The sequence below is a fragment of the Phyllobacterium sp. GQ127 genome, assembly GCF_059758635.1.
This window is the reverse complement of sequence record NZ_JCAXDZ010000004.1, coordinates 150,785-170,323: the sequence shown is the minus strand read 5'-3', so window position 1 is coordinate 170,323 and position 19,539 is coordinate 150,785. Positions and strand designations below refer to the sequence as shown.

The window sequence follows — 19,539 nt, the reverse complement described above, 5'->3', positions numbered from 1 at the left end:
TCAAATAGGCGATCAATTGCAAACTACCAGCCTCTTATCTGTATGGATCAGCGGCGTCGCGCAACCCATCTCCCAAGAAATTGAACGCCAGGATAACAAGAATGACTGGAACCATCGGGAAAAGGAGCCAAGGGTAGAACGCTATAACGCTGACGCTTCTTGCCTCCGTGAGTAGTATGCCCCAGCTGGTTATAGGTGGTCTCAAGCCCAGTCCGAGAAAGCTCAGGGCCGTTTCGCCAAGGATCATTCCGGGAATGGAAATTGTGGCAGTTGCAATGAGGTGCGACATAAAGCCTGGAACGAGATGCCGCCCGATGATGCGGCTGCTCTTGGCCCCCATAAGCTGTGCCGCCAATACATAATCTTCTTCGCGCAGAGCGAGCAGCTTGGAGCGTACCGATCGGGCAAGACCCGTCCAGTCGAGCATGCCAAGAATTATGGTTATGCCGAAATAGATCAGTATGGGGCTCCAGGTCACCGGCATGATGGCTGCAAGAGCCATCCACAGCGGCAAGCTAGGCAATGATTGTAAAACTTCGATAACACGCTGAACCAGCAGATCAAAGACACCGCCATGATAGCCCGCAAGCCCGCCAATAATGATGCCGAGAACAAAGCTTATGGTGATGCCGATCAGCCCGATGGTCAAAGATATCCGCGCACCGTAGATGATGCGCGATAGAACATCTCGTCCCAGACGGTCGGTACCAAGAAGAAACATCTGGCCGCCCTTGGCAGGACACACGAAATGGATATTGGACTGTATTAGTCCCCAGAACCGGTAATCATCGCCCCTGCAGAAAAAACGGAGCGGCTGCACATCGTCCATTTTGTTCGTATAGACGCGTTTCAGCGACTGCATGTCCAGGCTCATTTCACGGCCATAGACAAAGGGTCCAACGAAATTGCCATCCTGGAAAAGATGGACGCGTTGGGGAGGGGAATGAATAAAATCGACATTGCGTGTGTGCAGATTATATGGAGCCAGAAACTCGGCAATGATGATCATTCCATAGAGCAACAGCAGGAATATGCCCGATGCCAGGGCAATTCTGTGGCGCTTGAATTTCCACCACATCAATTTGAGTTGAGAGGCGAGATGAACCTTCGCCTGGGCTTCGGTCATCTCCTCGATCGACATCGGATCGAACGGTGCCGACGATACAAAATGCTGCAGGGGCGCGCCGGGGAGAGGTATTTGATCCGTCACTTAGTGCTCCTGCCAGCAAGCCGGATACGGGGGTCAAGAAAAGCAAGAGCGATATCGGAGATAAGGACACCAATAACGGTCAGGAATGCGAGAAACATAAGAAATGAGCCAGCAAGATACATATCCTGGCTTTGAAGCGCTTTTATGAGCATGGGGCCTGTCGTTTCAAGTGATAGAACGATCGCCGTAATTTCCGCACCGGAGATGATTGCTGGCAGAATGGATCCGATATCGGAGACGAAAAAGTTGAGAGCCATGCGAAGTGGGTATTTAATCAGTGTTTTGAATGGATGAAGCCCTTTCGCCCTTGCCGTCATGACGTATTGCTTTTGCAGTTCGTCCAAAAGGTTGGCGCGCAGACGGCGGATCATTCCTGCAGTTCCAGCCGTTCCAACGATAATAACCGGTATCCACAAGTGTGAAAGAATGGACCGCGCTTTCTCCCAACTCATTGGTTCATTGAGGTATTGCTGGTCCATCAAATGCCCTATGGACGTGCCGAACCATACATTGGCGAAATACATCAAGATCAGCGCGAGCATGAAATTGGGAATGGCAATGCCAAGCAGGCCTAGAAACGTCAAGCCGTAGTCGCTCCAGCTATATTGGTGTGTCGCCGAATACATGCCGATAGGAAAAGCAATCAGCCAGGTGAAAAGAATAGTGACGAAGGACACAAGGATGGTCAGCCACATGCGATCGCCAATGACTTCGCTAACGGGCAATTGATACTCGAACGAGTAACCAAAATCGCCTTGCAACATGCCCCCAACCCAATAAAAATAGCGCAGCACCGGAGGTTTGTCCAAGCCGTATTGACTGCGCAGTTCTTCCAGATCCTGTATGTTCACCGTCTCACCTTGAGCCTGCATTTCTGCAATTTGGCTATCGATGAAGTTGCCTGGAGGCAGCTCAATGATTACGAAAACGAGCGCGGATATGATCAGCAGAGTGGGGATCATGGCGGCAATGCGCCAGAGTATATAACGGAGCATCTCTAAACTTGCTCCGTCTCAAGCCAGAATGTATCGGGCATATAAATACCCAAAAAGCATGTGGGATCAAAACCATAGAGACCCCGTTCCGGCAGGTTTTGCAACTTGTTCGAATGAAGCACGGGTTGCAACGTGCCATTTATAAGCCCGATCGAGAAAACCTGGCTCGTAAAAATTGAAAGCATTTGATGCCAAATGGCGGTTCGCTCATCCATGCTTCTCGACTCCCGCCAGCCTGTTTGCAGGCGTATCAACTCTTGCGCTTCAGGCAAATCCGGGGCCTGACCATTCTGGCCGAGCGAAAGGTGATACATGCCCCACAAGGGCCATTGGAGCTGGTCATCTGAGGTTGGTGCCAATTGCTGCGGATTCATATCTGCAGTGGCAACGCCATTCTCGATGCCGTACCAGATCGACATCATAATTCTGCCGGCCTGTGCACGGCTGCGGAAAATATCGCGCTGCGATGTGCGAGTATAAAGTGCAATGCCGATTTTTCGCCAATGATCGGTCACGAGTTCCAGTACATCGGTGTCCAGTGTACTTTCGCCCGGCGTTTCAATGGTAATTTCAGCAAGGCGACCGTCCGGCAGCAGACGGATATTGTCTCCATTGCGTTTTTGCAGGCCCGCCTCGTCGAGCAGAGCATTCGCCTGATCCGGGTCATGGTTAATCCAGGCATTGGCATATTCTGGTTTGTACAGGGGGCTTTCTGGAAGCACCGTATCGGCGCTCGCCGTTCCAAGGCCGTAAAAAACCGCCATATTGATTTCGTGTCTATCAATAGCCAGTGACAGTGCCCGGCGTACGCGCACATCACGGAACAAACCGCGCCATACTTCATCTTTGCAGTTCAGATTGGGCAGAATTGCCACGCGCGACCCTCGGGTCATCTTCCACAGATTGACCTTTACAGGATAGCGCTTCTCGGCATCTTTCAGGAAAGTATAATCATTAAAATCAATGCCTGCTGCCTGAAGGTCGCTCTCTCCCGCACCAGTTTTTGCCGGGATAATGGAAGAGGAACTGACATTCAGAATGACACGGTCGATATAAGGTAATTGTCTGCCATTCTCATCAACGCGGTGGAAATAAGGATTTCGTTCGAAAACAAACTGTTCGGAAGGTGGGGCTGTCGTGTTCCGCCAAGGGTACAGCGTTGGCAAATTGGGATTTTCTGGACGATATTCACGCGCCATCTTGATATGCAGGTCGGCCCATTTTTTCACCCGGTTTTCCTGCATCAACGCAGAAAGCCTGAACTGGTCCTGATACTTTTTATGAAACTGCTTGAGATAGGCCGAGGGGCCATGAATAGCGAGCGGTTGTGGTGCTGCCAGACTCGGCAGAAAATTTGGGTTCGGGGCATCCCAAGAATAGCGCACGGTCAGGTTGTCGACGACTTCAAATCGCGGCAACTTGCCATTGACACGCAGATCAAGTGATCCACCGCCGGGGGTTAGATCTTTGTTGAGAAGTACGTCTTCCCACCAATACCGGAAGTCATCTACCGTCAAAGGCGAACCGTCGGACCAACGATGACCTTCGCGAATGGTAAACGTGAAAACAGTGTCGTTTTCTTCTTGAAATGCCTCGAGAATATCCGGTTGCAGCGTCAGCTTTTCATCATATCCGACGAGCCGGGCATATCCGTAGATCGTCATGAAACGAATGTCTTTGGCGCTACCGATTATAGTGCGGATTGTACCGCCATAACGGCCTGGTACGCGGCCCATTTCCTTGAGACCAATAATGCGAGGGCGCGTGGGCAATCGCTTGACAAGTGGCGGCAAGCTGCGCGCTCTCAACTGATCAGACAGGAATTCGGGCTCCAGATCGCGATCCGCCGCTGACGCGAAATTCGAAGATAGCAGGCATCCCAATCCGCCAAGCCCGATTGTACCAAGCACTTCGCGCCGCGTTATCACGCTCGTAACTCCCTGGCGTCAACATTGCGTCTGGCCAAAACAAGGTGTCCGCCACCCAGATCAGCCTGGGCAAGATCGTTAGAATCGGTTTCGTCAAAAAACTGCGGTCCCCAGGCTCGTTTGTCCGAGGCACCACTCGCCTTGAGGGTTTTAAAATCAAGAGGGCGGTCCAAATCGGGAAAAGGGACAGCTGCGAGAAGGGAGCGGGTATAGGGATGTATCGGATTGCGCAGTATGATTGCGGAAGGTGCTAACTCGACAATTCGACCAGCACACATGACTGCTATCCGATCAGCCATATAGTCGACCACAGCAAGGTTATGTGAAATAAACAGGTAGGTTAGGCCCAATTTCTTTTGTAGATCCTTAAGCAGGTTCAAAATCTGCGCTTGCACGGAGACATCCAAGGCGGAGACGGGTTCATCGCAAATCAACAATTGCGGTCCAAGCGCCAATGAGCGTGCAATTCCTATGCGCTGACGCTGCCCACCCGAAAAACTGTGCGGATAGCGATTGAGAAAGCGTTGATCAAGCCCGATTGCCTGTATCAAGGCTCGTACTTTTTCCATGCGATAGGCTCTGTCCCCGCGCCCATGTATTTCCAGCGGCTCACTCAGAATGTTCTGGACCGTCATGCGCGGAGACAGGGAAGAAACTGGATCCTGAAAAACCATTTGAATATGGGTTCGCAGCTCCATCAGAGCTTCGCCTTGCGCCGCTAGAACGTCAACCTCTCCTTTGCCTTCATTGAAAGTCACGCTCCCGCTGTCGGGCGTAATGGCACGCATTAAAATTTTGCTCAATGTGGTTTTGCCGCACCCGCTTTCCCCAACAAGACCAAGGCACTCGCCCCGGCGAATGTCGAAACTGACATCATTGACGGCCTTTATGCGTGTCTTGTCCTGCTTGCCAAACATGCCGGATTTGCGAATGGCATAGGTCTTTGTCAGGTTTTTCACGCTCAGCAAAATCTCCGGCGTGTTTTCGGGCTTCGGTTTTTTTGCCCAAAGCGTGTCCGAATTGACCGGAACTTCACGCAAAGCCTTCAAACGTTCTCCTGGCTTCATGTCGAAGTGCGGTACGGCAGCCATCAGCCCTTTTAAATACGGATGCTGCGGATTGCGAAAGATAGCATCGACGGGACCCGCTTCCATGATCTCGCCATGATAGATGACCACAACCTCATCAGCCATATTGGCCACGACACCGAGATCATGCGTGATCAACAGCATCGCCATGTTCAACTTTTGCTGAAGGTCCTTCAACAATTCAAGTATTTGAGCCTGTATGGTAACATCGAGGGCGGTCGTCGGCTCATCTGCGATCAAAAGGGCAGGGCGGCAGATCAAAGCCATCGCTATCATTGCCCGCTGGCGCATGCCTCCGGATAACTCGAACGGGTACATGTCATAAGTGCGTGCAGGATTGTGAAATCCTACCAGGCCCAGCATCTCCTCAGTCTGTGCCCTGCGTTCTTCTTTGGTCGCCTGTGTATGGATTTGCAGGACTTCGCTGATTTGATTGCCGACAGTATGCAATGGCGACAGGGATGTCATTGGCTCCTGAAAGATCTTAGCCATTCGCTTGCCACGCAGATCTCGCAGCTCAGCGCCGTCAGGGCGCATTTGCAATATGTCGCTTGCTCTGCCGTTTAGAGGATCGGTGAAAAGAATTTTACCTGTAACGCTGGCCGTATTGGGCAAAATACCCATAACCGACTGACTTATAACGGATTTGCCGGAGCCAGACTCGCCCACGAGAGCCGTCACTTTACCTGGCAGGACGCGAAGATTGACGCCCTTTACCACATTCATTCGTCCACCAAGCATCGCAAAAGAGATGCCAAGGTTCTCAATGCGTAATAAATCCGTTCCCGACACCATGCGAGCGACTTAATCCTTAAAGGCTGTCGTTTTCTGTCAACTGGAACGAGACTAGCTTACGCTCTTGTCCGAGTCCAGTTGGTTGAATGGCGATTGCCCATGTAGATCAAATACATACTCTTGTTTACGGTACAGGACAGACGGAAGCATCAAGAACATCGGAACAGCGCGGGGAGCGGCGGAAATTGTCGAAATAAAGCGCCCATTCAGTTTTGTCGGCCGCGCGATACGGGCCAAACTTGAAATATTGATTATCGCCTAGCCCTTTGTCTCCGTGGCCTATGTTTCCTTTGACGGTCACGATCCATTTATTATTGGCAAAAATCTCGACATGGCCGGATCCGTCCGGGCCTGGTTTTGTATATATGGCAAAATCAATCCAGCCCGAATCCGGCGTAGGCAGCTTGTTGCCCCTGTCGGTTACAACAATGGCATCAGTGCAACTGTTGAACTGCTTGCCGTCTTGCGGGGTCCATTTATCATCAGTGGCGATAAGCGCACGCATCTGATTGGTATCAGGTCGATACCAAACCGGCGTCTGTTTGTCGCTGCAAGCCTTTACAGTGCTTGGGCCTGCTGCCTTTGTTGGCGCGATATAATTGGTTTCAATCGTCGCAAAAAGTTTTCCATGATTGAGACGTAATGCCAAAAATGGGCTGAAATCACCCACAGCTTCCGGCCCAATTTCCCTTTTCCACTGCGCGATCAGATAGCGATGATCATCTTTCGGGATCGGATCGGCAAATTTTACCGCGAACCCATACCAGACGCCTTGGTCATAGGGGACGCGATGCTGGGTTTTCTCCCAGACTTCAGCACGCTCGCTGCAGTTTTTTCGCACCTTGGGGCAAAACGGCTTTACGCTTAACTTCAGTGCCCCAGCACCGGTCTGCTTTATCTCGGATTGAAACTCGACTTTACCAGCCTGCTGTTCAAAGTTCTGGCGGTAATAAAGCCCACCTGCGGGGGAGAAATCTTTCCCGTCGAAACCATCAATCAGAACGTCGCCTATGGGTTCTGCTGCCGCACCCGTTGCACTCAAAGCTGCCGCAAGAAAAGCCATAGCGACGTATCTTCCTGTCATTGCATGAATTTCTCTAAGAGGGGACGTTTGGGCGGAGTAGACTTGGCATCTCTGTGAAGTAGCATGACCTGTTCGGCTTCCGAAAGTCCATCATAAGTTATTTCGTCATAGGCATCGTCAAGCTGCGCGGTCTGTCCTGCAGGTTTCGGCAATAGAACCGTTACCTTCTGACCAACACCACGCAATTTTTCCTCGCCAAGAGTGGTCCAATCGCCTCCACAATATGTGGCAAATGCCTGGCTGGCGACGACTTCGCGGTCATATTTCTTTGTTAGGCTTTGAAGTCTTTGCACCTCATTTACGGCCGATCCGAAAGCCGAGAATGTCAGCCTGTCCTTCAATCCGACATTCCCGAACATGACATTGCCGACATGCAGTCCAATTCCATATTTGATGGCGCTGAGGCCTTCTTGCTGCCGCATGATGTTGAGTTCGGCAACGCGTGCTTGAGCCTTGGAAACAGCAGACAGGGCGGACTGACACGCGACTTTGGAAGGGTCCTTGTGCCTGCCGCAAGGATAGACGGCAAGAAATCCATCGCCCATAAAACTCAAAATCTCGCCGCCACCACGGTTGAAGGGCGCGGCGATCGCATCAAAGAAATGGTTGAGGGTATCAATATAGGCCTGCCGCCCTTCTTTTTCTGCGAGCACTGTTGATTGACGCATGTCGCCCATGACCAAGGCGGCGCGAATAGTCTCGCCATCACCCCGGCGAATCTGGCCATTGAGAACGCGCTTGCCAGCATTACCACCAAGGTAAGTGGTCAACATATTGTCGGCGAGTTTTCCCAGAACGGCCATTTTTGCCGCAACAGCAAGATGGTTCTGCAAACGCAAGAGTTTGGCAATCATTGGGTCGCTGAAGCCTTCACTGGAATCAGTTGCCCACGATCCCATCATGCCTTGGGTCGATTGGCCGCCAAAGGACTGCAAAAACGCAAGATAGTCAGTCATGCCTTCAAGTCTGAGTTCATCTAGAACCGGGAACTCCGATGGCCCATCAAGATCAATGCGCCGCCGCAGATGCTCAAGATTGTTGCTGAGCAAATAGAAATAAGGGCTGAGAAGAAACCGTTCGGGTTTTTCACCAGGATTATGGCGGTAACCTTCCACAGTCATGCCGCTTGAACGCTTCCAGGTAAAACCGAGAGCGTCGTAAAGGGGGTGAAGCATTGAAAAGGAAAGATTGACGCGGGCTATTGGTAAGCCCGCCGCTGCAATGCGCTCGCAAAATCCGCGCACGATTACTTCAAGGCTGTCTCCAGCCAATGCTGACTCTGTAACCCAGTCTGCCACCTTGTCGAGAAGAATTGTGGAAATATCCGCTTGGGTCGCGCTCATCCCTCGTCCTTACAAATTCGAGCTACGTCCATTTTCCGCGTATGCCATTTGTCGAACGTGTCAACTACGCTCGAACAGGAGAATAATAACAACAGGATGAGTGAATCCGGATGCAGTGTCAACGCTGGCAAACAATCCACCTGTGAGGTCGATCCGCCAATTACGCTGGACTTTCGCAGGTAAACAGACAGGCGCCCTCTAATTAATTACATTGACATTGGTTAGATGGGCATTTCCCCAATCTGAAACAATAGGGCGTTGTCACTTGATTGTGACGTAAGTGATGAGGTTGCGGTCGCTTGACAGCTATCCGTATAGCAGCCATCTACGAACGAAGGCGCAGGCCAGATAAGACTGGAATATCACGTGACCAATACTGCTTTTACCGACCTTTCGCAAAAACTCCTGACACAACAGGCAAAAGCCGGAGTAATCGGACTTGGATATGTTGGACTCCCCCTGGCGATTACGCTTGCACGCAGCGGATTCCACGTAACTGGGTTTGATGTCGACCCGGCAAAAATTATCGCGTTGGACGCCGGAAATTCCTATATCGAAGCGGTTAGCAATGCCGATCTAGCCAAAGAGACTTCAGCGGGAAGATTCCGTTCTTCGGATGATTTCGGGCAACTCGCGTCATGTGACGTGATTGTCATCTGCGTTCCGACGCCCCTGACAAAACATCGGGACCCTGATCTTTCTTATGTTGAGGCAACGAGCCGTTCAATTGCAGCCACGCTTCGAAGGGGTCAGCTTATAGTGTTGGAGTCGACGACTTATCCCGGCACAACGGACGATATTGTCAAAACCATTCTGGAAAAGACCGGGTTGAAGTCAGGTCAGGACTTTTTTCTAGGGTTTTCGCCAGAAAGGGAAGATCCGGGCAATCGCGACTTTGATACGTCCAGCATTCCAAAGATCGTTGCTGGCGATGGTGCTGAAGCCAGTGAGTTGATGCAGGCCTTCTATGGGCAAGCCGTCAAGACTGTTGTGCCCGTCTCATCCAATGCGACGGCTGAAGCAGTAAAACTCACAGAGAACATTTTCCGGGCCGTGAATATAGCGTTGGTCAATGAACTTAAGACACTTTACGCTGCAATGGGGATCGACATCTGGGAAGTGATCGAAGCCGCAAAGACAAAGCCCTTTGGCTATATGCCATTTTACCCTGGGCCCGGCCTTGGGGGGCATTGTATTCCCATCGACCCTTTTTACCTGACCTGGAAATCGCGGGAATATGAATTGCCGACGCGATTCATTGAGCTTGCAGGCGAAATAAACTCGGCTATGCCGCGTTATGTGATCAGCAAATTGTCGGAAGCACTGGATATCCGTGAGGGGAAAGCCCTCAGCCGTTCGCGCATCCTGATCATTGGTTTGGCGTACAAGAAAAATGTTCCCGATATCCGCGAAAGCCCCTCATTACGACTGATGGAAATTATCCACGAGCGTGGCGGCACTGCCGATTATCACGATCCATATGTCGCTGAAATTCCCACGACGAGGGAATATATGGCTTTGAAAGGTCGACAATCAATCGATCTTACAAAGGAAACTGTCCAGTCTTACGATGCGGTTTTGATTTCGACAGATCATGATTGCATTGATTATGCATCAATAGCCGCATGGTCACCGTTAATCGTTGATACTCGCAATATTTTCACGAAACGTGGGCTCATGGCAGACCATATAATAAAATCATAAGTGCTACCGTGCCCAACAGCCAAGCCGCGTCACCCTCAGACGAGTTTGGCTTTAAGGTTGCTTGCAGCCATTGCATAACCGCCAGAGGCACCGTCGATGAAGTGGATATGGTCATGCGCCAGCGGCGTGGGAACCAGACAGGTTATCAAAGCCGAGCTTTGCCTGTGTAAACCGTACTGACAGATTCCCTCTTTGGCTGCTTCTTCCAGCCGCTCTTCAATACGTGTCAACCGCGCAGCATCAATGTCGATGGTCATCTTGAGTCCATCATCGAACTTGCGGAAATCAGAATTTTGAACCAGTTCGCGCTTATACGCTTTGGGATCAAATCCACCGGCTGTCAGACCCAGTTTTTCCAGCATTATCGTCAGTCCGATCTGAGCGAAAATGGCAAACTTTTTATAGAGCCTTTTCCCAGCCGGAGCAGTTGCCCTTGCCTCGGTACTGATGCCCTGCAATGTGAATTCAATCTGTGGTCCTTCTTCCGGAATTGGGTGGGCGCCGCGCGCCTGCTCGGCAGCTATGGCAACAACATCAGCCACCAATTGCTGGAAGCGGGCGTCTGCTCCCGATGCCCCGGGCACTGCAATAATGGAAACAATCTCACCGTTGTGGGCGCGGACCGGATTCCAACGGCAGGACAGGCCAGTCAGATCAGGACGCGAGCCCGAGGGCGCTGGTTTGATCAGAAATTTACCCGCTTTCATTTGAGCTTCAGCCCAACTTGCTCCTCCGCCGGCGAACATCGCATAAGAGAGCTCCGAGCTGACTTTAAATCTGGCCACGCGTACATCCAGACCTTGAGCGCGCACCGCCGCCATTGGAACAATGGCCGCTCTCAGGTTCAACTGCAATTCATCCGCCACCCAGGCTTGTACTGCCGCAAGTGCTTTGCGAGCCTCCAGCTCCTCTGAAGCAGGAAGAGCAACCAAAGCTCCATCGCCTCCGAATATAAATGGATGGTTTTGCTTCCCTAATGCGTTGAGGAGAGCCGATATGACGCTTGCGCCCGCCACGTTGACGGCCTTGTAGCGTCCCTGTTTTATGGCTTCGGTTGAACCCACTATGTCTGCAGTGGCCAACACCCAGTCAGCGGGCAGCGCCTTGTAATTGGCGTTGTCCGCAACGCCTTCAAATTGCTCGAAAACAGGCAATGTCTCAAAAAAATTGTCGTTCTTTTCAGTCGTCATAAGCGACAGTAACACAGGCCGATTGTGCAGGCGATGCACACTTATCCATCGGGCTGCTCAATGCACAATAACGGCAGTGCCTGTTAAATATGTGAAAAGTTGAAAATACAATTGTTCGCGGCTTGTGTGTCCCGTGAACGGTATGCAACGATATAACTGCTGCCGATTCTTGCCCATCAAATCGAGCCATTCCTTGAGAGTGCTAATAACATGTCGGCATATCGTGCCCGCAGGGGGACTAGTTTGTTATCCGATGCATTTTGATTTAGCCCATTTCCCGGATTTTCAGGAAGGATTTTTCGGTATCTCTGCCAAGAGAGATGTGCTCGAGATGCTGATTGATATCCGGGAGCAGTTGGATTGTCTCCACATAACCCATATCGGCTACTCCAACCAGACCGCTCCCAACAAGGGCTCAACTCCAGACGTTTCTGTTACCACAACCCTGCCTTTCAGCTGGGCGATGCGCTATTCGGCAAAAGGTTATTACAAGTTGGATCCGCTGCTTGATGCCGTGGTTATGCCTCGGCGCCCTGCCCAGGCAGCAGGAAGCATACGAAATCTGGCAGATGAAGTCGCCTTGTCATCCGAGGTAGAAAAATACTTTTGGGACCGCGAGATGCGAAACACTGGTAGCCTGTTTCTTGCAGTAGGTGCTTCCAATCCCCACGGCTTCAAAGGGATTACAGAATTTACGTTCAACGTCGGCAAATCTGAACAGGCGGGCTTCATCGAGCGGATGCGCCAACACCTTGTTGCATGTTCATCGCGTCTGCACACCGCGCTCCACGGAAATCGCAATCCGGTCCTTGCTGCCGTTGTTGCCAAGCTGCTGACAAAACGAGAACTGGATTGCCTCTATTGGGCTGCCAATGGAAAGACGGACGGCGAAATCGGCGAAATTCTTGACATCGCGCGCTGGACGGTAGTGACGTACTTGCAAAATGCAAAGAACAAGCTTGGTTGCGCCAATCGCACCTCAACCGTAGCAACTGCTTTGGCATTGGGCGTTATCGAAATGCCTGTTATCGCAAACAGGTTCTAGTCGGTGCTCTCGGAAGCTGTGAATTGAGGCAAATGGGCATCTGCAAAAGCTGCTTCAAGCAAAGCCGTGTTTTCCGCCGGGCTTCGGCCCGTTTCAGCAAAACGCAAATGATGAAGGTCAATTTCAGTGGAATGGGCTGAGAGGATCAAGCGAAAATATGCATTGACGCCCATGTTGCTGAATTCCAGATCAAGTGTCACCGTGGGCGTCGAGTTCCAGTCGAGGTGATACTCACCTCCGTGCCCGAAAGTCAGCGTATTGGGATAAAAGGTCAACTCGGTGGCCGAGTTTACGATGTCGGCAATATTGCCGAAAAGCTCACAGCGGATGAAGGCAATATAGTCGGCCACGTCAACGAGCAGAAGGTCTTTGATAACCTCCGTCAGATGCCGCTCTAGAATCTCGACGCGTGTCGCGGAATACTGGGTTTTTTTCATATATTCATCCGACTATCGATAATTATACTATTTTCGGCGGGTATTAACAAATTGAATAAGTTCGGCGACAGCCTTGTAGAATTCCGGCGCGATTACATTATTAACCTGCACCTGTTTGTAGAGTGAACGTGCTAACAGGACATTCTCGAAAATCGGCACATCATTTGCCTCTGCAACTTCTCTTATCTTTAGTGCGATGATGTCCTGACCCTTGGCGACAACGACGGGAGCGGGATCCTTTGCCGGATTATAGCGAAGAGCAACCGAGAAGTGTGTCGGATTTGCGACGATGAGAGTGGCGGTCGGAACTGACGCAATCATCCGCTGCCGCGCGCGATCGCGGCTGAGGGATCTCAACCGTGACTTGAGCAAAGGATCGCCTTCAGCCTGCTTGTGTTCGTCCTTGATCTCTTGTCGTGTCATGCGCAGTTCATTGCGCCAGTGAATGCGCGACCAGGCAATGTCGAATGCTGCCAGCACAGTTACTGCGATCGCTATCGAGGAAAGCAGGCGGGTTATATGGGCCCTGATAAGCTCCGGAAGCTGCCCGGGTTCAGTGATTATGGCATCAACAAAAAAATGGCTGTCGCGAAAAAAGATCATGAAAACAATGATGCTGGCCGCGGCAAATTTGAAGGTTGATTTCAGAAACTCAACGCGTCCGGCAGACCCGAAAATACGCGACCAGCCTTTGGCGGGCGACACCCTCGACGCTTGTGGCTCGATACGGTTGAAAACAATTCGCGGAGCGTTTTGCAGAACCGATGCAAGGATGCCCGCACCGGGGATCAGGATCATAATGGGAAGCAGCGCAAGACCGACGGCTGCTCCAATTATTCCGAACAACTGCCGCGCATCATCTGCGCTGTTCAAATGCCAGTCATCTGATTTGTCAAAGAGTTCAGAAAGGAAGGATGAGAGTTTTGCGCCGCTTGGTATCGCTACAAACACCAGAATGATGATAAGCGCGATGATCGAGGCAAGGATGGGTGCTTCGCGAGAGAAGGGCAGGTTGCCTTTCTCCATTGCATCGCTGATTTTCTTTTCAGTCGCCTCCTCGGTTTTGCTCTCTTTGTCGGTCTCGTCTGACATCTAGCAGGACTGCTCCGTTAAGGTCCGACCTGCTCGGGCTCAAGGCGAAGATCGCCGCGTTCAGCCAAAGCAATTGCGGTACGTGCGATAGAGCGCCTGGCCTCCGTTACAGCATTGGCATTGATATTGTTCGGGCTGGAGAGTTCTGTCTCAACCATGCGGCGCCCGCGTGTCGATAGCGACTGAAGAATGAGTTCCTGGAGCTGCGGCTCGCAACCATGCAAGGCTGTGGTAACAACATCGGTCTGAATGTCATCGAACAGAACAAGTCTCGAGCGTTGCGACAGACGGGCAATATCCTCGAAGGTGAACAATTTCGCCTTGATCTTTGCAAGGTCGTCCGCACCGAGATCCGTCAGATCTCCAAGCAGTTCGTCGATCTCGGATTTTTCCAGCTGATTGATAATATTCGCGATCGTGCCGTGATGGCTCTTTTCGGAAGCCGTATTGTCTTTTCCTGTTACCTCACGTTGAAGAATGGCTTCGAGCATGGCGGAGACAGCTGGGGCAACTTTGCGGATATGCAACGTGCGCTGGATCAAGGCGCTGCGCGTCGTTGGTGAAAAACGGATAAGCAACTTTGCTGCGATATCGGATGGCAGGCGGGAAATCACATAGGCTGTGACCTGCGGATGCTGATTAACAAGATAGGCGTGCAAGATCTCGGCGGGAATTCGCGGTAATTGATCCCAAACGGACTCCTGAGCCAAAAGTTCGGGCCGGCGGTTTTCGATAACGGCACTTGCTTCATCGGCGGTGAGGGATTCGCGCAGCAGGCCCTCAAAGCGCATCCCGGCTTCGGATACCGGCGCACCGTCGGCAAATGCATTCTCGAACTGCTTTACCAGTTCTTCGAAGTCGCTGGGCGTGATGGGTTCGAGCTTGCGAGCGTGTACCGCCAGTGAACGCAAATCATCCGCTGTGAAATGCTTGAGGAGGCGGGACGCGGATGGCCGTCCGATGGCGACGAGCAATGCCGCCACTTTTTCAGGTCCTGACAAATCCTGGATGGCGCTTGATGCCTCTTCGGTTGCGTGATCGCTCATCTCGCCACGCTTAATTGCCGCTGCCGATGACTTCGGTCAGGCTGACGCCAAACCTTGAGCTGTCATCTTCAAGGACGATCACTTCACCGCGGGCGATAACGCGGCCATTGACGACAATATCGACCGGATCGCCGATTTGCTTGTCTAGTGTCACGACAGAACCACGTCCGAGCTTCATCAGATTTGCGACCGGCATGGACGTACTTCCCAGAACAACCTGCACGTCAACTGGGATACCCATGATCAGGTCGATATTGGGCTTGGATCCGGCCGGTTTCCGGGCCGGTTGCGGCTCGTCGCGCTTGAGGTCTTCGATGGCCTCGTTCAGTTCGTCTTCGATCGAGTTCTTGTCGGATATGGCCATGATGCGAATGATCCCGAGTGCGGAGTAGGTTTAAAGAACGGCGCCAGCAACGTCGCTGGCACGAACGATACGATTGACAAAAACTGGCAAGGGGCGCGCTGGTTCGAACGGAGCAACTTGCGTTGGCGTTACAGATTTGAGCTGATCTGTCATAAAGTGATTGATGGAACTGATTTTGACTTCCGGTGGAGCTACGTGTGACGTAGCTGCCGGTTGCTGCATGGCAGCGGCAACAAGTGCATCTTCATTCAGATCCAGCCGCGCTCGCTTTATAAGCTCCATTGCGCGGGCCATTTCAGAGCGCACACGATCAGAATCTTTCAGGCGCGCTTCAAGCCGTATGCTTTCGTCCCGGCAGATCTCCCGCTCTGCCTGAAGGATTGCCAAGGCTTTTTGAAGATTGTTTGCAGAGCTTGCTACCTGATTTGCCATCAGCCGGCTCATTGCTGTCAGTCTGCTCGCTTTGCGCAGCGCCGCAAAAAATACGATCAAGGAAATGGCACTCAAACCCAGTGAGATCAGATTAACCAGCAGCAAGCTCATCAAGGAGGTCCTCTTCTTCGTTGACGGGATCGGTGATGCGAACAGTGAATACGCTTCCCGCCTTGCCGAGACGGCATTTGTAAAGGGCCTGATCGCCACTGCGCAGACGGACTTGATCAATTGCGTCCTTGGGTAAGTGCAGAATTTGTCCCGGGCGCAGTAAAGCGAGTTGCTCAAGAGTCATTGAACCTTGCTGCAAATAGGCCTCGACCTCGATATGCGCGCGGCTGACTTCCAGTCGCAGCTTCTTTGCCCAGCTGGGATCAAGATGATGTGCGGGCTGCCGCAACAAGCGGGCGATTGCGTCCTGCATCGGCCGGAAAGCGGAGCGCGGCAACAGAATGGAGACGTGACCGGAGCGGCCCGTTACATTCAAGCCGATAGTGCAGGCAATCATTCGGGCCTCGGAAACGGTGCCCGGCGCAAGGTGCACAGCTTCGCTAAGTTCGCCCATCTGGAAAAGCGGATCGCCGCCGGAGAACATATGATCGAGCGAGGATGTGATATCGCTGAAAGTCTGCCGTGCGATTCCCATGTCCACTGATGTGAAAGGCCTAATCGTCGTCGCCATCTCGGAACTTCCGCCAGAACCGAAGAGAGCCTCAATTCCACAGTCGACAAAGCTCCGGTCGGCGGCCAGCAGGATTCTTGAGCCCCATTTGGGCACGGAAACCGTTCCCACCAAGGCCGAACCCTGGACTGCATCGGTCACGGCTTCTTTCTCGAGGGAACGAATATTAAGGAACTCAGCGGTGACGGCTGCATCGGTTTGCGCGGAAATCCTTGCGCCAAATGTCGAAGCCAAATCGCGGAATACCGTTTCGAATGATTTCAGATCATCGACAGAAAGCCCCGCCGCCCGCAGGATACTATCCGCCAGCGCGTCAGGTTTTTTTTGCTCGGCCTCGACCTCCATCACAGAACCTTAAGCCGCTTGCTGCAGGGGCGTTGGGGAGAGAGTTTCCTGCTCCACAACGTCAATGGATGGACGATCATAGGCGGAAATAGTCTTGCGGCCATATTCGAGCGCGATTTGGGGCAGAGCACCATTCATATATGCCAGCAATGTCTGCTTTACGATGATGTAAAGCCTGTTTTGCTTCTCGCGCGTTGTCTTGATCTTGGTGGCGATCGGCCCCACGACACCGTAGGACAGGAAGATGCCCGCGAAGGTCCCGACAAGTGCTGCGCCGATGAGATGTCCAAGAATTTCAGGCGACTCATTGAGCGCGCCCATGGCTTTGATGACGCCAAGAACAGCGGCGACGATGCCAAGGGCAGGCAATCCCTCCGACACGCTGACCATTGCATGATAAGGCTTGAGCTTATCACGTGAAATGGTGTGAATTTCTTCATCCATCAGAGCTTCGATTTCATGCGAACGCGCATTGCCGATGATGATCAGGCGGCAATAGTCGCAGATAAAATGCGTCAGGTCATGGTTCTTGAGAACGCTCGGAAATGCCTGGAAAATTGTCGATTCATTCGGATTATCGATATGAACTTCCACCTCATTACGCGATTTTGCGCGCAATTCGCGCATCAGGGCATAAAGAACACCGAGCACATCGAGATAGTCACGCTGCTTTGGCACCTTGTTGGTGAATGCCTCCATGCAGGCGCGACCGGAATCCTTGACTGCCGAGAAGGGATTGGCCACTAGGAAAGTGCCGAGTGCGGAACCGCCGATAATCACAAATTCCCATGGCTGCATCAGAACGCCAACGTGCCCGCCCATGGCGATAAAGCCACCAAGCAGACAACCCATTGTTACGACCAGTCCGATCAGAATACCCAAAACCTGCTCCTGCATGTTCGCCAGTGTTCCAGAGCTATCAAGGTCGGCTTGCGTGAACCTTGCAGCCTGAACGGAGTTTGATTTCAAAGAGCAGCTGCATGTCTTCCTTTTGTAGTAAGACAAGGAGGCTCAGCTAGCCACCGAACGCCATTTGCTACATGCCATGGGCTAGCTTGCACCGCTTAAAGAGTGGGTTGCAATGACAGTCGCCATTGTTGCAAGGGCAAGTTCCTTGCAATCAATTCTCTTCCTCATGGTGAGTCCTCCTGAGCGAAGGACAAACCCGCGCACACTGTCAACTGGCGTTTCTCCATCAGCTTCAGGCAAGCTTGATTTGCGACAAATACGCAAAAGCTTCTGAAAGGCGCATCATGACCAGTACGATGACGAGCTACCGTTTGATTGCTGCGGATCTGCCGCGCTCACTTGCGCGCATTGCCAAGGAACCAATGGTACAGCGCGACAGCGACTATTATCTGAAGAACATTGGCAAGGTGAAAACCATCGATGATCTGATGAAGGATACCAAGCTATATAATTATGCGTTGAAAGCCTTCGGGCTTGAAGACATGGCCTATGCCAAGGCATTCATCAAAAAAGTTTTGACCGAAGGGGTCGAGAACAGGGACGGTTTTGCCAATAAGCTGACTGATACCCGCTACAAGGAATTTGCTACGGCTTTCAACTTCGCCAAACTGGGCGACAAGACGACCGAAAGCTCGGCCGTATTAAAGCCCGTCGTCGACAGCTATGTTCAGATGACGCTTGAACAGGAAACCGGTAAACAAAGCGACGGCGCGCGCCTGGCGCTTTATTTTTCCCGCAAGGCTTCGTCCATTACCAATGCTTATGAGATCCTTGGCGATAAGCGCCTGCTTGCAGTCTTCCAGACAACCTTCAATATTCCCAAACAGACATCCGCACTCGACATTGATCGTCAGGCCAAGATGGTCGAAGAGAAACTTGATCTCAAGGATTTGCAGGATCCGGCGAAGGTCGAGAAACTTCTTGTCCGCTTTACAGCCATGTACGACATGGCCAATCCCAGCACGAATATGGCGCCGTCAGTGCAGTTGTTTGGCGGGGCGGCGGAAATCGGCATATCGCCCAGCATTCTTGCAACCCTGCAATCATTCAAACTTGGAGGGCGCTGATGGAAAATTCCATTTATGTAGGGCTTTCGTCACAAATATCGCTGGAACGCCGGCTTGATGTGCTGGCGCATAATGTGGCGAATATGTCGACGCCCGGATTCAGGGCAACAGGCATGAAATTCGATGCGATGGTCTCGAAGGCCGCCGAGAACTCGAGCTTCGTCAGTGCTGGCGAAAGCTTTATCAAGACGGAGGCCGGACCGATCAATCAGACTGGCAATCCGCTTGATGTTGCCGCCAAGGGGAATGTCTGGTTTTCATTGCAGACGCCAGCAGGTCAGGTGTTTACCCGTGATGGCAGAATGAAAATGTCGACCACGGGAGAACTGCTATCGGTCAAGGGATACCCAATCCTCGACGCCGGAGGCCAGCCGCTGACAATCGACCCAAATGGGGGTCCGCCGGAGATATCTTCGGATGGTGCGGTTTATCAAAATGGTCGTCAGCTCGGTGCCATTGGATTGTTCACGATCGATCCTGGTGCAAAACTCAGTTATTTCGATAATTCTGCAATCATACCGAGCGTTGCTGCCCAACCAGTAATCGACAATCCGGACGCAGGTGTCATTCAGGGTGCAATTGAGGGATCAAACGTTGATGCGATCAGCGAAATGACTCGGCTCATGAATGTTACGCGCGCCTTTGAACGCGTCAATGCCTTGCTCAGCGGCAGTGAAGCGACGTTCACGAGCGCCATCAAGACCCTCGGTTCGTCCTCTTGAT

General features: G+C 52.0%; 18 protein-coding genes. 4 read left to right on the top strand and 14 right to left on the bottom strand.

What is annotated here, in order from left to right; all coding sequences use genetic code 11:
• Nucleotides 1-34: 34 nt before the first annotated feature.
• The 6 genes from AC6CHM_RS16465 to AC6CHM_RS16440 form a co-directional block, all read right to left on the bottom strand.
• Entirely contained in the window at nucleotides 35-1,210 is a 1,176-nt protein-coding gene (locus AC6CHM_RS16465) for an ABC transporter permease subunit (RefSeq protein WP_115054958.1), read from the bottom strand.
• Nucleotides 1,207-2,205, bottom strand: coding sequence for an ABC transporter permease (locus AC6CHM_RS16460; protein ID WP_115054959.1), 999 nt, complete (start codon nucleotides 2,203-2,205; stop codon nucleotides 1,207-1,209). The genes AC6CHM_RS16465 and AC6CHM_RS16460 overlap by 4 nt, the downstream gene beginning before the upstream one ends.
• Before the next feature lie 2 nt (nucleotides 2,206-2,207).
• On the bottom strand, nucleotides 2,208-4,133 hold the full coding sequence (locus AC6CHM_RS16455; protein ID WP_498173759.1) for an ABC transporter substrate-binding protein: 1,926 nt from the start codon (nucleotides 4,131-4,133) through the stop codon (nucleotides 2,208-2,210).
• Nucleotides 4,130-6,016: an ABC transporter ATP-binding protein gene (locus tag AC6CHM_RS16450; protein WP_115054961.1), complete on the bottom strand. Its 1,887-nt coding sequence runs from the start codon at nucleotides 6,014-6,016 to the stop codon at nucleotides 4,130-4,132. Before AC6CHM_RS16450 ends, AC6CHM_RS16455 begins: the two co-directional genes overlap by 4 nt.
• Before the next feature lie 124 nt (nucleotides 6,017-6,140).
• Nucleotides 6,141-7,100 carry a polysaccharide lyase family 20 protein gene (locus AC6CHM_RS16445; protein WP_435530243.1) on the bottom strand — a complete coding sequence of 320 codons (960 nt, stop codon included), beginning with the start codon at nucleotides 7,098-7,100 and terminating at the stop codon, nucleotides 6,141-6,143.
• Nucleotides 7,097-8,443 carry an adenylate/guanylate cyclase domain-containing protein gene (locus AC6CHM_RS16440; RefSeq protein ID WP_115054963.1) on the bottom strand — a complete coding sequence of 449 codons (1,347 nt, stop codon included), beginning with the start codon at nucleotides 8,441-8,443 and terminating at the stop codon, nucleotides 7,097-7,099. The genes AC6CHM_RS16445 and AC6CHM_RS16440 overlap by 4 nt, the downstream gene beginning before the upstream one ends.
• A 366-nt stretch (nucleotides 8,444-8,809) precedes the next feature.
• Here AC6CHM_RS16440 and AC6CHM_RS16435 point away from each other — a divergent pair, with 366 nt between their 5' ends.
• On the top strand, nucleotides 8,810-10,147 hold the full coding sequence (locus AC6CHM_RS16435; RefSeq protein WP_498173758.1) for a nucleotide sugar dehydrogenase: 1,338 nt from the start codon (nucleotides 8,810-8,812) through the stop codon (nucleotides 10,145-10,147).
• 35 nt (nucleotides 10,148-10,182) lie between these two features.
• On the opposite strand, the gene AC6CHM_RS16430 is transcribed toward AC6CHM_RS16435, so the two are convergent.
• Nucleotides 10,183-11,337 (bottom strand): DUF3095 domain-containing protein, encoded by a 1,155-nt coding sequence (locus AC6CHM_RS16430; protein ID WP_498173757.1) that lies wholly within the window; start codon nucleotides 11,335-11,337, stop codon nucleotides 10,183-10,185.
• A gap of 253 nt (nucleotides 11,338-11,590) precedes the next feature.
• Between AC6CHM_RS16430 and AC6CHM_RS16425 the strand changes: the two genes are divergently transcribed.
• Nucleotides 11,591-12,382 carry a helix-turn-helix transcriptional regulator gene (locus tag AC6CHM_RS16425; protein WP_498173756.1) on the top strand — a complete coding sequence of 264 codons (792 nt, stop codon included), beginning with the start codon at nucleotides 11,591-11,593 and terminating at the stop codon, nucleotides 12,380-12,382.
• On the opposite strand, the gene AC6CHM_RS16420 is transcribed toward AC6CHM_RS16425, so the two are convergent.
• Genes AC6CHM_RS16420 through motA form a run of 7 tightly spaced genes read right to left on the bottom strand, consistent with a single transcriptional unit; the run spans nucleotide 12,379 to nucleotide 17,662 of the window.
• Entirely contained in the window at nucleotides 12,379-12,819 is a 441-nt protein-coding gene (locus tag AC6CHM_RS16420; RefSeq protein ID WP_115054967.1) for a BspJ family T4SS effector nucleomodulin, read from the bottom strand. The genes AC6CHM_RS16425 and AC6CHM_RS16420 overlap by 4 nt on opposite strands.
• Before the next feature lie 27 nt (nucleotides 12,820-12,846).
• Entirely contained in the window at nucleotides 12,847-13,911 is a 1,065-nt protein-coding gene (gene flhB, locus AC6CHM_RS16415; RefSeq protein ID WP_336441435.1) for a flagellar biosynthesis protein FlhB, read from the bottom strand.
• A gap of 17 nt (nucleotides 13,912-13,928) precedes the next feature.
• Entirely contained in the window at nucleotides 13,929-14,957 is a 1,029-nt protein-coding gene (locus AC6CHM_RS16410) for a flagellar motor switch protein FliG (RefSeq protein ID WP_115054969.1), read from the bottom strand.
• 10 nt (nucleotides 14,958-14,967) lie between these two features.
• Nucleotides 14,968-15,321, bottom strand: a complete 354-nt coding sequence (gene fliN, locus AC6CHM_RS16405) for a flagellar motor switch protein FliN (protein ID WP_336441437.1) — start codon at nucleotides 15,319-15,321, stop codon at nucleotides 14,968-14,970.
• 30 nt (nucleotides 15,322-15,351) lie between these two features.
• On the bottom strand, nucleotides 15,352-15,864 hold the full coding sequence (locus tag AC6CHM_RS16400) for a BAB2_0123 family type IV secretion system effector (protein WP_115054971.1): 513 nt from the start codon (nucleotides 15,862-15,864) through the stop codon (nucleotides 15,352-15,354).
• Nucleotides 15,845-16,780, bottom strand: coding sequence for a FliM/FliN family flagellar motor switch protein (locus AC6CHM_RS16395; RefSeq protein ID WP_498173755.1), 936 nt, complete (start codon nucleotides 16,778-16,780; stop codon nucleotides 15,845-15,847). Before AC6CHM_RS16395 ends, AC6CHM_RS16400 begins: the two co-directional genes overlap by 20 nt.
• A gap of 9 nt (nucleotides 16,781-16,789) precedes the next feature.
• Nucleotides 16,790-17,662, bottom strand: coding sequence for a flagellar motor stator protein MotA (gene motA, locus AC6CHM_RS16390; RefSeq protein ID WP_115055114.1), 873 nt, complete (start codon nucleotides 17,660-17,662; stop codon nucleotides 16,790-16,792).
• A gap of 371 nt (nucleotides 17,663-18,033) precedes the next feature.
• Here motA and AC6CHM_RS16385 point away from each other — a divergent pair, with 371 nt between their 5' ends.
• Together AC6CHM_RS16385 and flgF are read left to right on the top strand one after the other, a co-directional pair.
• Nucleotides 18,034-18,816 carry a DUF1217 domain-containing protein gene (locus AC6CHM_RS16385; RefSeq protein WP_498173754.1) on the top strand — a complete coding sequence of 261 codons (783 nt, stop codon included), beginning with the start codon at nucleotides 18,034-18,036 and terminating at the stop codon, nucleotides 18,814-18,816.
• Nucleotides 18,813-19,538, top strand: coding sequence for a flagellar basal-body rod protein FlgF (flgF, locus tag AC6CHM_RS16380; RefSeq protein ID WP_336441536.1), 726 nt, complete (start codon nucleotides 18,813-18,815; stop codon nucleotides 19,536-19,538). Before AC6CHM_RS16385 ends, flgF begins: the two co-directional genes overlap by 4 nt.
• The last annotated feature ends 1 nt before the right edge of the window (nucleotide 19,539 follow it).